The organism is Allobosea sp. 05T422_2 (assembly GCF_056396265.1).
This window is the reverse complement of sequence record NZ_JBFTLD010000186.1, coordinates 1-13170: the sequence shown is the minus strand read 5'-3', so window position 1 is coordinate 13170 and position 13170 is coordinate 1. Positions and strand designations below refer to the sequence as shown.

Annotated in this window: 16 protein-coding genes; 2 read left to right on the top strand and 14 right to left on the bottom strand. The window is 64.7% G+C overall.

Annotated features, from left to right (window positions below; translation table 11 throughout):
* The 3 genes from AC1DJT_RS25375 to dusB form a co-directional block, all read right to left on the bottom strand.
* A partial coding sequence (locus AC1DJT_RS25375) for a response regulator (protein ID WP_476835122.1) occupies window positions 1-266 on the bottom strand: 266 nt, incomplete at its 3' end.
* Between the two features lie 18 nt (window positions 267-284).
* Window positions 285-1370, bottom strand: a complete 1086-nt coding sequence (locus AC1DJT_RS25370; protein ID WP_069882745.1) for a two-component system sensor histidine kinase NtrB — start codon at window positions 1368-1370, stop codon at window positions 285-287.
* A 73-nt stretch (window positions 1371-1443) separates the two neighbouring features.
* Complete coding sequence (dusB, locus tag AC1DJT_RS25365) at window positions 1444-2466, bottom strand: tRNA dihydrouridine synthase DusB (protein WP_476835121.1); 1023 nt, start codon at window positions 2464-2466, stop codon at window positions 1444-1446.
* Between the two features lie 163 nt (window positions 2467-2629).
* Between dusB and AC1DJT_RS25360 the strand changes: the two genes are divergently transcribed.
* Both AC1DJT_RS25360 and AC1DJT_RS25355 read left to right on the top strand, forming a co-directional pair.
* Window positions 2630-3835 carry a bifunctional 2-C-methyl-D-erythritol 4-phosphate cytidylyltransferase/2-C-methyl-D-erythritol 2,4-cyclodiphosphate synthase gene (locus AC1DJT_RS25360; protein ID WP_476770602.1) on the top strand — a complete coding sequence of 402 codons (1206 nt, stop codon included), beginning with the start codon at window positions 2630-2632 and terminating at the stop codon, window positions 3833-3835.
* A gap of 11 nt (window positions 3836-3846) precedes the next feature.
* Window positions 3847-4344: a CinA family protein gene (locus AC1DJT_RS25355; protein ID WP_476835120.1), complete on the top strand. Its 498-nt coding sequence runs from the start codon at window positions 3847-3849 to the stop codon at window positions 4342-4344.
* Here AC1DJT_RS25355 and AC1DJT_RS25350 read toward each other — a convergent pair.
* From AC1DJT_RS25350 to AC1DJT_RS25300, 11 genes are all read right to left on the bottom strand, one after another.
* Window positions 4316-4804: a type II toxin-antitoxin system RatA family toxin gene (locus AC1DJT_RS25350; RefSeq protein ID WP_441491634.1), complete on the bottom strand. Its 489-nt coding sequence runs from the start codon at window positions 4802-4804 to the stop codon at window positions 4316-4318. The genes AC1DJT_RS25355 and AC1DJT_RS25350 overlap by 29 nt on opposite strands.
* Before the next feature lie 14 nt (window positions 4805-4818).
* A complete protein-coding gene (gene lipA, locus AC1DJT_RS25345; protein ID WP_441491635.1) occupies window positions 4819-5823 on the bottom strand; it encodes a lipoyl synthase in 1005 nt (334 codons plus the stop codon).
* Window positions 5824-5914: 91 nt separating this feature from the next.
* Window positions 5915-6199: a GlsB/YeaQ/YmgE family stress response membrane protein gene (locus tag AC1DJT_RS25340; RefSeq protein WP_069880860.1), complete on the bottom strand. Its 285-nt coding sequence runs from the start codon at window positions 6197-6199 to the stop codon at window positions 5915-5917.
* Between the two features lie 71 nt (window positions 6200-6270).
* Window positions 6271-6615, bottom strand: a complete 345-nt coding sequence (locus tag AC1DJT_RS25335; protein WP_441491636.1) for a GlsB/YeaQ/YmgE family stress response membrane protein — start codon at window positions 6613-6615, stop codon at window positions 6271-6273.
* 47 nt (window positions 6616-6662) lie between these two features.
* Complete coding sequence (locus AC1DJT_RS25330) at window positions 6663-6911, bottom strand: GlsB/YeaQ/YmgE family stress response membrane protein (RefSeq protein ID WP_441491637.1); 249 nt, start codon at window positions 6909-6911, stop codon at window positions 6663-6665.
* A 72-nt stretch (window positions 6912-6983) separates the two neighbouring features.
* Window positions 6984-8423: a dihydrolipoyl dehydrogenase gene (lpdA, locus tag AC1DJT_RS25325; RefSeq protein ID WP_476835119.1), complete on the bottom strand. Its 1440-nt coding sequence runs from the start codon at window positions 8421-8423 to the stop codon at window positions 6984-6986.
* Window positions 8424-8492: 69 nt separating this feature from the next.
* Entirely contained in the window at window positions 8493-9236 is a 744-nt protein-coding gene (locus AC1DJT_RS25320; RefSeq protein WP_441491639.1) for a YqhG/Tai3 family protein, read from the bottom strand.
* Window positions 9237-9296: 60 nt separating this feature from the next.
* The gene (locus AC1DJT_RS25315; protein ID WP_476835118.1) at window positions 9297-10628 is read right to left on the bottom strand and encodes a pyruvate dehydrogenase complex dihydrolipoamide acetyltransferase; all 1332 of its coding nucleotides are present in this window, start codon (window positions 10626-10628) and stop codon (window positions 9297-9299) included.
* The gene (locus AC1DJT_RS25310; protein WP_113512609.1) at window positions 10619-11002 is read right to left on the bottom strand and encodes a hypothetical protein; all 384 of its coding nucleotides are present in this window, start codon (window positions 11000-11002) and stop codon (window positions 10619-10621) included. The genes AC1DJT_RS25315 and AC1DJT_RS25310 overlap by 10 nt, the downstream gene beginning before the upstream one ends.
* Window positions 11003-11006: 4 nt before the next feature.
* Window positions 11007-12416, bottom strand: coding sequence for a pyruvate dehydrogenase complex E1 component subunit beta (locus tag AC1DJT_RS25305; RefSeq protein ID WP_476835117.1), 1410 nt, complete (start codon window positions 12414-12416; stop codon window positions 11007-11009).
* Window positions 12417-12495: 79 nt separating this feature from the next.
* On the bottom strand, window positions 12496-13170 hold a 675-nt coding region (locus AC1DJT_RS25300), incomplete at its 5' end, for a thiamine pyrophosphate-dependent enzyme (protein ID WP_476835116.1).

Genomic DNA, 13170 nt, shown 5'->3' with positions numbered 1-13170 from the left:
GTCATGAAGGTGTTCTGCGCGCTCATCACGATGATCGGCAGGTCAGGTCTCACCCGCTTGATGCGCGGCAGCAGATCGAAGGCGTTCCCGTCGGGCATCACCACATCGGTGATGATGAGATCGCCCAGCCCTTGCGCTGCCCAGGTCCAGAGTGTCGCCGCCTGTCCTGTCGTCCGGACCTCGTACCCGGCCCGCGCGAGGGCCTGGTTGAGCACCGTGCGGATCGCGGCGTCGTCGTCGGCGATAAGAATGTTACCGGTGGGCATTCAATTATCCTGTGAACCTCAAGCGCTCCGTGTGGGACGCGCTTCATGCAGGGGCAGAAGAATCCGGAATGTCGTGCGCCGCGGCACAGACTCGCATTCGACGATTCCGCCGTGGTCGCCGATCACCTTCGCTACGAGTGCAAGTCCAAGGCCACTGCCCTGAGCCTTGGTGGTGACGAAGGGATCGAACAGATGCGGCAGCAGGTCGTGAGGCACGCCGGGGCCGTTGTCGCGGATGCCGATCTCCAGCGGTAGCGCGATCCGGCTTGCCGAGCCGGCATGCTGCATGCGGATGCCGGGGCGATAGGCCGTGGTCAGTGTGATCTCGCCATCAATCGCATGTTCACCAATGGCTTCCGCCGCATTCTTCATCAGGTTCAGTAGAACCTGGACCAGCTGATCGCGGTTGCCGGCGACCGGCGGCAGTGAAGGGTCGTAAACCTCGTTGAAGCGGATGTGCCTGGCAAAGCCCGATTGGGCCAGCCGTTTCACATGGTCCAGCACGTCATGGACATTGACCGGCCCGCGCTCACTCGGGCGTTCATCGCCAAACAGCTCGACACGCTCGACAAGCTTCACGATCCGGTCGGCCTCGTCGCAGATCAGCTGGGTCAGCATCCGATCGCTGTCAGGCACCGAGGCTTCAAGAAGCTGCGCCGCACCACGAATGCCGGAGAGCGGGTTCTTGATCTCGTGTGCGAGCATCGCGCCGAGCGCGGTGATGGAGCGGGCTGCTCCTCGATGCGTCAGCTGTCTGTCCATTTTTTCGGCAATTGTTCGTTCTTGCAGCATCAGCACGACGGCTTCGCTCTGATTGGGCAAGGGCGAGGCAAAAACATCGACGATGCGCTCGATGCCGATCCGGGGCGAGCCTAGATCCAGCCGGTACTCGGTGACGCTGGCGCCGCGCCGCTGCACATCCTCCACCAGGGACAGCACGGGGGAGCCAAAGGCGATCACATCGTCGAGACGCTGGCGCTTGAGCACGACCACGCTCGACTGGAAGAAGTCTTCAGCCGCCGTGTTGGCGTAAAGAATGCCGTGCCCTTCGCCGATGACGAGCACCGGCATGGGCAGGACATTCAGCGCCTGCATTTCCACCATATCGAGCAAGGTCAGATCCCGCTCATCGCCAACCTCGTCGGCAAACGCCATCGCCATACGCAATCGTCCTCGCTCAGGCTGCCTCGCGGCTGCATTCAGTGGAAAACAAGGCAGCCAGCGCGCGCAGGGCCTGATGAGGATCATCCGTGGTCAAGAGCGCGCGACGTTGTTCGGGGTCGGGGGCGCAGCCGGTTGCGACCGCCTCATCGGCATAGGCGGCCAGATGCTTACGGGCATGACGCACGCCCTGCTCGCGGCCGAGCAGGGCCAGCAGGCCCTCGTAGTGTTCCTGCGCGACCGCATGCTTCTGTGCTGCGCTCAACTCCGTCACCTGGCGTCCGGCGAGTGCGTCGCCCACCGCGCCGACAAGCCAGGGCCGCCCCAGAGCCGCGCGTCCGACCATGACGAAATTCGCGCCCGAGCGCTCAAGGCATGCCTCGGCATCGGCGACGCCATGAATGTCGCCATTGGCAACGAGCGGGAAATCACCGGTTTCGCGCACGGCCTGAATCGCGCGCCAGTCGGCGACACCCTTGTAGAATTGCTGCCGCGTGCGGCCATGGACCGTGATCATCGCGGCGCCGGCGGATATGGCGCGGTRCGCCAGCTCGGGCGCGTTGCGGGACGCGTCATCCCAGCCGAGCCGCATTTTCACCGTCACCGGAATGTTCACGGAACTGACCGCCGCCTCGACAAGCGAAAGCGCATGGTCGAGATCGCGCATCAGCGCCGAACCGGCCCAGCCGCCCGTCACGCGCTTGGCGGGGCAGCCCATATTGATGTCGACGATCTGCGCCCCGGTTGCTTCGGCCAGCCGGGCAGCCTCTCCGAGCCAGTGCGGATCGCAGCCGGCAAGCTGGACGACATGCGGGAAGACCCCTGCCCCCTCGGCGCGCAACCGGGCCTCTTCGCTGCCGCGCACGAATTCGTCGGATGCGACCATTTCTGAGACGACGAGCCCCGCACCGAATCGCGCAGCGATGCGACGCATCACGACGTCGGTGACGCCCGACATCGGCGCCAGAAAGGCTCGGGAGGCGATCGCAACCCCGGCAATGCCGGAGAGTTCGTCGCCCGATTTTGAGGCAATATCCATTGTGGCTATTTATTGGACATTGCTGCATCAGCGCAAGGGATTTCGAACCAATGCTGCAATGCAATATCGACGCAGCCCGGAACGGATGGTCGCAGCGCTTCGCGCCGCACTTGGCGATTGCATAACCGGCGACTATCAACCGGGCTCTAGCTGGAGCCTTGCCGTGTCGTCCGAAACAGTGACAAGTCTTCCGTCGGTGGCGGCCCTCGTCGTTGCGGCGGGGCGCGGCCTGCGTGCCGGCGGAGACTTGCCAAAGCAATATCGCCGTCTCGCCGGCCTGCCAGTCCTGCGGCGAACCCTGCTTCCATTGCTGGCTGAGCGGGCAATATCCCATGTCGTGGTCGTCATCGGGACCGGTGATGAGGCCTGCTATGCCGATGCTGTCGCAGGCTTCTCGTCCGGCAAGCTGCTCGGCCCGGTCACGGGGGGCGCGACCCGGCAGGACTCGGTGCGACTTGGCCTGCGGGCATTGGCAGCATCAGGATTCGAGGGAACCGTGCTGGTCCATGATGCAGCCAGACCGTTCGCGTCCCGAAACTTGATCGAGCGCGCAATCGAAGCCGCGCAGAGCGGTTCGGCTTCTATCCCTGCCCTGCCGGTCACCGACACGATCAAGCGTGTGGACGGCAAGGGACAGATCATCGAGACACCGCCGCGCGACCAGCTGGTCAGCGTGCAGACGCCCCAGGCCTTTGCCTTCCGCTCGTTGCTGGCAGCCCATGAGGCGGCAGCTGCCGCAGCTGTCACCGGTCTCACCGACGATGCCGCCCTGATCGAATGGGCGGGCCATGCGGTCACGACCTTCCCTGGAGAGGCCATGAACGTGAAGCTGACGCATCCCGAGGATTTTGTGCTGGCGGAAGAGAGGCTCCGCAGGCAGCTGACCACCCGGGTCGGTACCGGCTATGATGTCCACGCCTTCACCTATGGCGATCATGTCTGGCTCGGTGGTGTCCGCATTCCGCACTCGCGCGGTGTGCGAGCCCATTCCGACGGCGACGTTGCGTTGCACGCCTTGACCGATGCCATTCTCGGGGCGCTGGCGGATGGCGATATCGGCACGCATTTCCCGCCGAGCGATCCGCAATGGCGCGGGGCCTCATCCGACCGCTTTCTCGCATTTGCCGCCGAGCGCGTCAGCGGGCGCGGCGGCGTGATCGACCATCTCGATCTCAGCATCGTTTGCGAGGCACCGAAGGTCGGCCCCTATCGCGAGCAGATTCGGGCGCGGATCGCCGAAGTCACGGGTGTGCGGCTTGACCAGGTTGGGCTCAAGGCGACGACATCGGAACGCATGGGCTTTACCGGTCGCGGCGAAGGGCTGGCGGCCTTGGCAACAGCCACGCTGCGCCTGCCCAACGACGAGTAGGGGCAACCACCATGTTCGATTCCGAGATCACCGCACTGGCCATCGACGTTCTGACGATCTGCCGTGATCGTGGACTGAGCGTCGCGACGGTCGAGTCCTGCACAGGTGGGCTCGTCTCGGGCGCACTGACCGCAATCCCGGGCTCGTCGGACGTCGTCACTGGCGGGCTGGTGACCTATTCGAACGCCGCCAAGACTGCATTGGCAGGCGTGAGTGCGACGCTGATCGACAGCTACGGTGCGGTCAGCGAGCCGGTTGCCCGCGCCATGGCGGAGGGCGGCCGCGCGGTGCTCAAGGCCGATCTCTCCGTCGCGGTCACCGGCGTTGCCGGGCCGGGCGGAGGCAGCGCCGCCAAACCCGTCGGGCTCGTCCATTTCGGCTGCGCGTCAACCGCGTTGACCACGCATCGGGAAAAGCGCTTCGGCGATCAGGGGAGAGACGAAATCCGCCGCCTCTCGGTCATCGAGGCGCTCGAGATGCTCAAGCAGGCGGCGCTGAGCCATCGGTGACCGTGGTCCGGGCACGGCCATAGACCAGGTCGGCCCGCCTCTCGAAAGCCTCGGCGAACTTGCGAAAGGCCTTGTCGAACATCGTACCCATCAGCAGGCCGAGCATGCGGCTGGCGAACTCATAGGAGATGAAGAAGGCGATCTCGCAGCCTCCGTCCATCGCCTTGAAGCTCCAGCGGTTCTCGAGATGTCGGAACGGGCCGTCGACATACTCGACAAGGATCTTCAGGTTGGCAGGATCAAGCGTGACACGACTGGTGAAGGTCTCGCGGATCGCCTTGTAGCCGACCGTCATGTCGGCCATCAGCACCTCGCCGCCGCCTTCGCGCGGCGTCCGGCGTCGTACCACCAAGCCTTCGCAAAGCGGCAGGAACTGGGGGTATTTCTCGACATCCGCCACGAGCGCGAACATCCGCTCCGGCGAGTGCTTCACCCGGCGGGTGCTGTTGAACATCGGCATGAGATGCTACGCGCTCAACCGCCGAGCTTGGCTGCGCGGGCGTCCCTCAACCGCGCGAAATCCTCACCCGCGTGATGCGAGGACCGCGTCAGCGGCGTCGAGGACACCATCAGGAAGCCCTTCACATAGGCGATCGCCTCGAAACCCTTGAATTCGTCGGGCGTGACGAAGCGGATCACCGCGTGATGTTTGCGCGAGGGCGCGAGGTATTGGCCGATGGTCATGAAATCGACGTCGGCCGAGCGCAGGTCGTCCATCAGCTGAAGGATCTCGTTCCGCTCCTCGCCGAGACCGACCATGATGCCGGACTTGGTGAAGATGGTGGGGTCGAGTTCCTTCACACGCTGCAGCAGGCGCAGCGAATGGAAGTAGCGCGCGCCGGGGCGCACCTTCAGGTACTTGCCGGGCACCGTTTCGAGATTGTGGTTGAACACGTCCGGCTTGGCCGCGACCACCACTTCGAGCGCGCCGGGCTTGCGCAGGAAATCCGGCGTCAGGATTTCGATCGTCGTGCCGGGCGAAGCCTCGCGGATCGCGCGGATCACGCGGGCGAAATGCTCCGCACCACCGTCATCGAGATCATCGCGGTCGACCGAGGTGATGACGACATGCTCGAGGCCGAGCTTGGCCACGGCTTCGGCGACCTTGCGCGGCTCCTCCTGGTCGAGCGGCTGGGGCACGCCTGTCTTGACGTTGCAGAAGGCGCAGGCCCGCGTGCAGGTGTCACCCATGATCATGAAGGTGGCGTGCTTCTTTTCCCAGCACTCGCCGATATTCGGGCAGCCCGCTTCTTCGCAGACCGTGACKAGCTTGTTCTCCTTCACGATCTTCTGCGTTTCTGCCCATTTCGGTGAGCCGGGCGCCTTCACCCTGATCCAGTCCGGCTTGCGAAGGACGGGATTCTCCGGGCGCTTCTGCTTCTCGGGATGGCGCAACTCGGCCGCAGGTTTGGCATCCGCCTTGGGATTGCCGACATTGGGCCGCGGGTCGCGGTTCAGAAGATCGAGAACGAGAGCCATGTCGTTTCCAGTCACCCGGCGCCTGCAAGAGGCGCCAATTTGCTCTAGCTAATCTGCATCAGGCCCGGCGGCAACCTGACCGGAGGTCGCGTCAGGCTGCAGGTTTCCGCAACGCGTTCCAGATCACGATCACCACGCAGGCGCCCGCGATGGCCGCGACCAGGGTGCGAGGGAAGCCGTGGATCGGGATGTCGAGCAGCTCGGCCAGGCGGCTGCCGACGAAGGAGCCTGCCACGCCCACCAGCATGTTGGTGAAGAGGCCGTGATCGGACGACGTGATGCGCTCSGCGATCCAGCCGGCGAGCAGGCCGATCAGCAGTGTCGCGAAGAAGCCGTAGCCGGGCGTGCCGAGTGCGGCGTAGATGGGGCTATCCATGATCCGTCGTCCCTTTCGTCAGCCTGCAGGATGAATCCGTCGGACAGGCCAGGGACGGCCTGCACCGGTCGTCATGCGATGAACCTGGCCAGCAGCACCACGAGGATCGCGCCGAGCACCGCCATTGCCGCCTCGTCGAGAAAGGCGTGTCCGGTCCGCACCCGCCAGCCGGTGATCCGCACCAGCCCCTGCCCGACCAGCATGCCGAGCACTCCGACAACGGCGTGACGGATCAGCCCGCCACCGCCCACCACGAGGCTGGCGACGAAGCCCGTCACGGTCCCGAGCAGGATCGTCGGCGCGAGCGCCCGCCAATCCAATGGCAGGCCGCGACCAGGAGGCAGGACCTCGACCTTGTCATCGGGGATGACGCGGTCGTGACCACGGGATTTGCGCGTGCGCGGGCGTGTCGTCATCGCTGGGATATGCCCTCGCACAGCGCGAGTTTCCAGACCGGGAAATGTCAGGCGATCAGACGCGCCAGCAGCACCACGACGATGGCGCCGATCGTCGCCGTGATGATCTGCGAGACCAGCGGGTTGCCGATGCCGAGATTCACGCCAATCGCCGAGAGCAGAAAGCTGCCGACGAAGGCGCCGATCAGGCCGGTGATGATGTAGCGGACAAGCCCACCACCACCGACGACGATACTGGCGAGCCAGCCGGCGACGAGACCGATGATGATGGCGACGATAATCGAACGCAGATCCATGGTGGTCTCCAGCTCTCGTGTGTCAGTCTGCCATCACGGAACTTGGCGCGGAGGGCGCCCGGTTCAGCATCTCTACGCGTTCAGCACCTTCCCATAGGCGTCGAGCACGCTTTCCTTCATCGTCTCCGACAGCGTCGGGTGCGGGAAGATGGTGTGCATCAGCTCTTCCTCGGTCGTCTCGAGGTTCATGGCGACGACGAAGCCCTGGATCAGCTCGGTCACTTCCGCCCCGACCATATGCGCGCCGAGCAGCTTGCCGGTCTTGGCATCGAAGATCGTCTTGACCAGGCCGCTATCCTCGCCGAGCGCGACCGCCTTGCCGTTGGCAACGAAGTTGAACCGGCCGACCTTGAGCTCGTGCCCTGCCGCCTTGGCCTTGGCCTCGGTCAGGCCGACGCTGGCGATCTGCGGGTGGCAATAGGTGCAGCCCGGGATCATGTTCTTGTCCATCGGGTGCGGATGAAGGCCCTTGATCGCCTCGACGYAGATCACTGCCTCGTGCTCGGCCTTATGCGCCAGCATCGGCGGCCCCGCGACGTCGCCGATCGCGTAGATGCCCTTCACATTGGTCCGGCAGAACTCGTCGATGGCGATGAAGCCGCGATCGGTCTTCACCCCGAGCGTTTCCAGACCGAGATTCTCGACATTGGCAACGACGCCGACGGCGGAGATCATGCGATCGGCTTGAATCGTCTGCTTGGCGCCCTTGTCGTCCTCGATATGGGCCGTGATCGAATCCGCCGATTTCTCGACCTTGGTCACCTTGGCGCTGGTGATGATCTTCATGCCCTGCTTCTCGAAGGCCTTGCGGGCGAAGGCGCCGATCTCGGCATCCTCGACCGGCACGACCTGCGGCAGCACCTCGACCACCGTCACCTCGACGCCCATGGTGCGGTAGAATGAGGCGAACTCGATACCGATCGCGCCCGAGCCCATCACCAGCAGCGATTTCGGCATCTTCTGCGGGACCATCGCCTCGAAATAGGTCCAGATCAGCTTGCCATCCKGCTCGAGACCGGGAAGAGCACGCGGGCGTGCGCCCGTCGCGACAATGATGTGGTCGGCGGTGTAGCTGCCCTCGCCCTTGGCATTCTTCGGCGGTGGAACCTGCGGCTGCATCGCAGGCTTCGCCGTCTTGCCGACCACGATCGTGCCGGGCTTGGTCAGCTTGGCCTCGCCCCAGATGACGTCGACCTTGTTCTTCTTCATCAGGAACTGGACGCCATTGTTCATGCGGGCGGCGATGCCGCGCGAGCGTTGAACGATGGCGGCAAGATCGGCCTTGAAGGAGCCCTCGAGCGTCAGCCCATAGTCCTTGGCATGCTGGCCGTAATGCAGAATCTCGGCCGAGCGCAGCAAGGCCTTGGTCGGGATGCAGCCCCAGTTCGAGCAGATGCCGGCAAGGTGTTCGCGCTCGACGATCGCCGTCTTGAAGCCAAGCTGCGCCGAGCGGATCGCTGCGATGTAACCGCCGGGGCCGGAGCCGATGATGATGACGTCGTAGTCGGACATGTCCCTAACCCTTGTTCTAAATCGAAACCCGTCGCGCCGCGCGGTGCAGACGCCAAGCTCGATCGGCTATCATTGCTGTTTCGCTGCCCCCAGCTTCTGCAAGGCAGCGATGGATTGTGGCTCCCGCCCAAGCAGGAATGGGGCCTTGGTGCGCGCGGCGAGGCCAAAGACGTCGCCCTTGCGGGTCTCCCTCAATGCTTCACGCTGTTTCGCGTAGCTGCCGCATTCAAACCCGCTACCGCGATGCCCCGTCACGGGATTGTAGGAATTCGCAGCATAGCGGAAGCAGACATAGTTGAGGTTGATCTGGCCGCGGTAACGCCCTTCCTGAGGATCGTCGATCTCAGCCGAGGCGTTTTCCCAAAGCACGTTGAAGGTCCCGCGCAGGATCACATCGTTTCCGGGATACCAAAGAAAGGTCGTGCCGTTTGGTGCGATATACTCGACCTGAGTGCCGTGCTGAGGGCTATGGCTAACGATCGTTCTGTCGGCGAAGAACGACGCGATCACCTCCGGGGCGGCATAGGCTCGGGGGAACGCTGCCGTTCCCGAGGCTGCCTTGGGTTGCGTGTTGCGCGAGGTGTAGTCCGCTTGGGTCAGCACGGGCCGCGCCGCGAACAGTGCCCTCGGCCTGCGATATTCGCGCGCGACCGCTGGTCCGAACTCAACCACAGGCGGATGGCTCGCGTTGACCTCTTTCGCTGGCGAGGTCGCTGCCGAATGAGGGGTCTGACAGGCAGTAAGCAACAGGGGAAGAACTGAGGCGATCAGCGAATACCTTCCCAACCGCCTGTCTCTGTGGCTTGCGCCCATTTGTCCCCTCAACCGATCGTCGTGCAGGCCAATCCGACTCTTGCGACGTCTAAACGCCCATCACACCAGCATCGCCATCGGCTTCTCCACATAGCCTTTGAAGGCCTGCAGCAGTTCCGCCCCGAGCGCGCCATCGACCGCGCGGTGGTCGGTCGAGAGCGTCACCGACATGATGGTCGCAATCGCCAGCGCACCGTTCTTGACCACGGCGCGCTGCTCACCGGCGCCGACCGCAAGGATCGTCGCATGCGGCGGGTTGATCACCGCGGCGAAATCCTTGACGCCGAACATGCCGAGATTGGAGACCGCCGACGTGCCGCCCTGGTATTCCTCGGGCTTGAGCTTGCGGGTCTTGGCACGCGCCGCCATGTCCTTCATCTCGTTCGAGATCTGGCTCAGCGGCTTGTGGCAGGCGTCGCGGATGATCGGCGTAATCAGGCCGCCCGGGATCGATACCGCGACGCCGACATCGGCATGCTTGTGCTTGAGCATGGCACCGTCGGTCCAGCTGACATTGGCATCCGGCACGGCGCGCAGCGCCAGGGCGAGAGCCTTGATCACCATGTCGTTGACCGAAAGCTTGTAAGCCGGCTTGCCGTCCTTCTCGGGTGCCGCAGCATTGAGTTCTGCGCGCAGCTTCAGCAGCGCGTCGAGCTCACAATCGACCGTCACGTAGAAATGCGGGATCGTCTGCTTCGCTTCGGTCAGGCGGCGCGCGATGGTCTTGCGCATGCCGTCATGCGGGATCTCCTCATAGGAGCCTGGCTCGAACAGCTTCTTGACCGCCTCGTCGGAGGGGCCGGCCGCGAGCGGGGCAGCCGCCGGCTTGGGCGTGGCTKCCGCAGGAGCGGCTGCCGGCGCGGCCTTGGCGGCGCCGCCGGCCTTCGCCGTCTCGATATCGCGCTCGACGATCCGTCCGTGCGGGCCCGAGCCCTGGACCTTTGCAAGATCGAGCCCGGCATCCCTGGCGAGGCGACGCGCCAGCGGAGAGGCGAAGGGGCGGCTGCCGTCGGCAGAATGCGCAGCGGGCTGCCCAGCCACAACCGGGGCAGCTGCGGGAGCTGCCGCTGCTGCCTTGGCCTCGACCTTCGGCGCAGTCTCGCTCTTGGCGGGCGCGGTGCTGGGGGCCGATACGCTCTTGGCGTCCTCGCCCTCGCCGGCGATCACGCCGATGATTTCGTTGACCGCGACATCGGCCGTGCCTTCCGGCACCACGATCTTGGCCAGGATGCCCTCGTCGACGGCTTCGACCTCCATCGTCGCCTTGTCGGTCTCGATCTCGGCAAGGATGTCGCCGGACTTGATGGCGTCTCCTTCCTTCTTGAGCCACTTGGCGAGATTGCCCTTCTCCATGGTCGGCGAGAGAGCGGGCATCAGGATGTTTACGGGCATGGCTGGAGGCTCGCTTTTTCCAATTGGATGAGCAGCAGGCGGCGTGTCAGGCCCATGCCGAAGCTGAGGGACACGAAAACGAAGGCGATATAGTCGAGATGTTCCAGGGCGGTGCCGGCCAGCGTCCTCCCGAACATCAGCTCGGGAGCGAAGGTCTGGACTGCCTCCGGGATCAGCGTCAGCACGCCGCCCGCCGCCAGCAGGTAGGCGCAGAGATCGAGGCGGTGCAGGCGCAGGCGGGCGCCCGCTAGATGCGGCGGAGCCAGCGGGCGCGGCCGAAGCCGCTCCCGAGGTTTGAAATACGCGACCGCTCCAGAGGCCCCGGCAGCTGCGAGGCCGACCGCTGCGATCATGGCAGGGACGGTCAGCGCCACGGCATCAGGCCCTGTAGCAGACGGCCTTCGCCGCCGCGATGACCTCGCCGACATTCGGCAGGGCGAGCTTCTCGAGATTATGCGCATACGGCATCGGCACGTCCTTGCCGGTGACGCGGGCGACCGGCGCGTCGAGATAATCGAAGGCCGCTTCCATGATGCGCATGCCGATTTCGGCGGTGACGCCGGACTGCGGGAAGCCTTCCTCGACTGCGACGCAGCGGTTGGTCTTCTGCACGGAGGCAATGACCGTCTCGATATCCATCGGCCGGATGGTGCGCAGGTCGATGACTTCGGCCTCGATGCCTTCCTTGGCCAGGGCTTCGGCGGCGCCGAGCGCATAGGTCATGCCGATGCCGAAGGAGACGATGGTGACATCCGTGCCCGGACGCACGACCTTGGCCTTGCCGATCGGGATCAGGAAGTCGTCGCCCTTCGGAACCTCGAAGGTACGCCCGTAGAGAATCTCGTTCTCAAGGAAGATGATCGGGTTCGGATCGCGGATCGCGCTCTTCAGCAGGCCCTTCGCGTCCGAGGCGCTGTAAGGCATCACCACCTTGAGGCCGGGCACATTCGAGTACCAGGCGGCGTAGTCATGGCTGTGCTGGGCGGCGACGCGGGCGGCAGCACCGTTGGGTCCGCGGAAGACGATCGGGCAGCCCATCTGGCCGCCGGACATGTAGAGCGTCTTGGCCGCSGAGTTGATGATCTGGTCGATCGCCTGCATGGCGAARTTGAAGGTCATGAACTCGACGATCGGCCTSAGGCCGGTCAGCGCCGCACCAACGCCGATACCGGCGAAGCCGTGCTCGGTGATCGGGGTGTCGATGACGCGCTTGGGGCCGAATTCCTGGAGCAGGCCCTGCGTGACCTTGTAGGCGCCCTGATACTCGGCGACCTCTTCGCCCATGACGAAGACATCGCCATCCCGACGCATCTCCTCAGCCATGGCATCGCGCAGCGCCTCGCGGACCGTCATGGTGACGACCTMCGCACCCGCGGGGAACTCGCTCGACGCGTCATAGGACTTCGCCTGAGCAGGTACGCTCGGCGTGGCGGCGGCCGCAGGCGCTTCGGCCGAGGCCTTCTCCGCCTTGGCCTCGGGCTCGGCCGGCTTCTCGGCAACCGCCGCCGGCTTGGCGCCGCCTGAGGCTGCCGCCTTCACATCCTCACCATCGGCTGCGATCACGCCGATCGGCGTATTGACCGCGACGTTCTCGGTGCCGTCGGCAACCAGGATCTTGGCAAGGATGCCTTCGTCGACCGCTTCGACTTCCATGGTCGCCTTGTCGGTTTCGATCTCGGCCAGGATGTCGCCTGCCTTGATGGCATCCCCCTCGGCCTTGAGCCATTTGGCGAGCTTGCCCTCCTCCATGGTGGGCGAAAGCGCGGGCATAAGGATATCAATCGGCATGAACACACCCGGAATTTGAAAGGACGCGGGATCAGGAGATGCCGGCAAGGCCGGCAGAGACTTAGGCGCGGTCCGGGCCTCAGGCCCGGGCGTGCTCCAGCGTAATATCGGTGAAGAGCTCCGAGACATCGGGCTCCGGATCATGCGTTGCGAATTCGGCCGCGTCGTTGACGATCTCGCGGATCTTGGCGTCGATCGCCTTGAGCTCGTCTTCGGCGATCTTGAAATCGCGGGTGAGGCGCCCCCTCACCTGCTCGATCGGATCATGCTCCTCGCGCATCCGCTGGACTTCGTCCTTGGAGCGGTACTTTGCCGGATCAGACATCGAGTGACCGCGATAGCGATAGGTCTGCATCTCGAGAATGTAGGGACCCTTGCCCGAGCGGGCATGCGCGATGGCACGCTCGCCGGCAGCGCGCACGGCGCGGACATCCATGCCGTCGACCTGCTCGCCGGGAATGGAGAAGGACAGGCCGCGCTTGGAGAAATCGGTCTGCGCCGAAGCGCGGTTGACCGAAGTGCCCATGGCGTAGCGGTTGTTCTCGATCACGAACACGACCGGCAGCTTCCAGAGCTGGGCCATGTTGAAGCTTTCATAGACCTGGCCCTGATTGGCCGCGCCGTCGCCGAAATAGGTCATCGAGACCCGGCCGTCCTCCCGGTACCAGTTGGCGAAACCGAGGCCTGCACCGAGCGATACCTGCGCGCCGACGATGCCGTGCCCGCCGTAGAAGTTCTTCTCGCGGGAGAACAT

Excerpts from the sequence above, each read along its gene's own strand:
- AC1DJT_RS25370 (WP_069882745.1), bottom strand. The coding sequence starts at position 1,370 with ATGGTGGAAATGCAGGCGCTGAATGTCCTGCCCATGCCGGTGCTCGTC.
- AC1DJT_RS25355 (WP_476835120.1), top strand. The coding sequence starts at position 3,847 with ATGTTCGATTCCGAGATCACCGCACTGGCCATCGACGTTCTGACGATC.
- AC1DJT_RS25350 (WP_441491634.1), bottom strand. The coding sequence starts at position 4,804 with ATGCCGATGTTCAACAGCACCCGCCGGGTGAAGCACTCGCCGGAGCGG.
- AC1DJT_RS25335 (WP_441491636.1), bottom strand. The coding sequence starts at position 6,615 with ATGACGACACGCCCGCGCACGCGCAAATCCCGTGGTCACGACCGCGTC.
- AC1DJT_RS25330 (WP_441491637.1), bottom strand. The coding sequence starts at position 6,911 with ATGGATCTGCGTTCGATTATCGTCGCCATCATCATCGGTCTCGTCGCC.
- AC1DJT_RS25320 (WP_441491639.1), bottom strand. The coding sequence starts at position 9,236 with ATGGGCGCAAGCCACAGAGACAGGCGGTTGGGAAGGTATTCGCTGATC.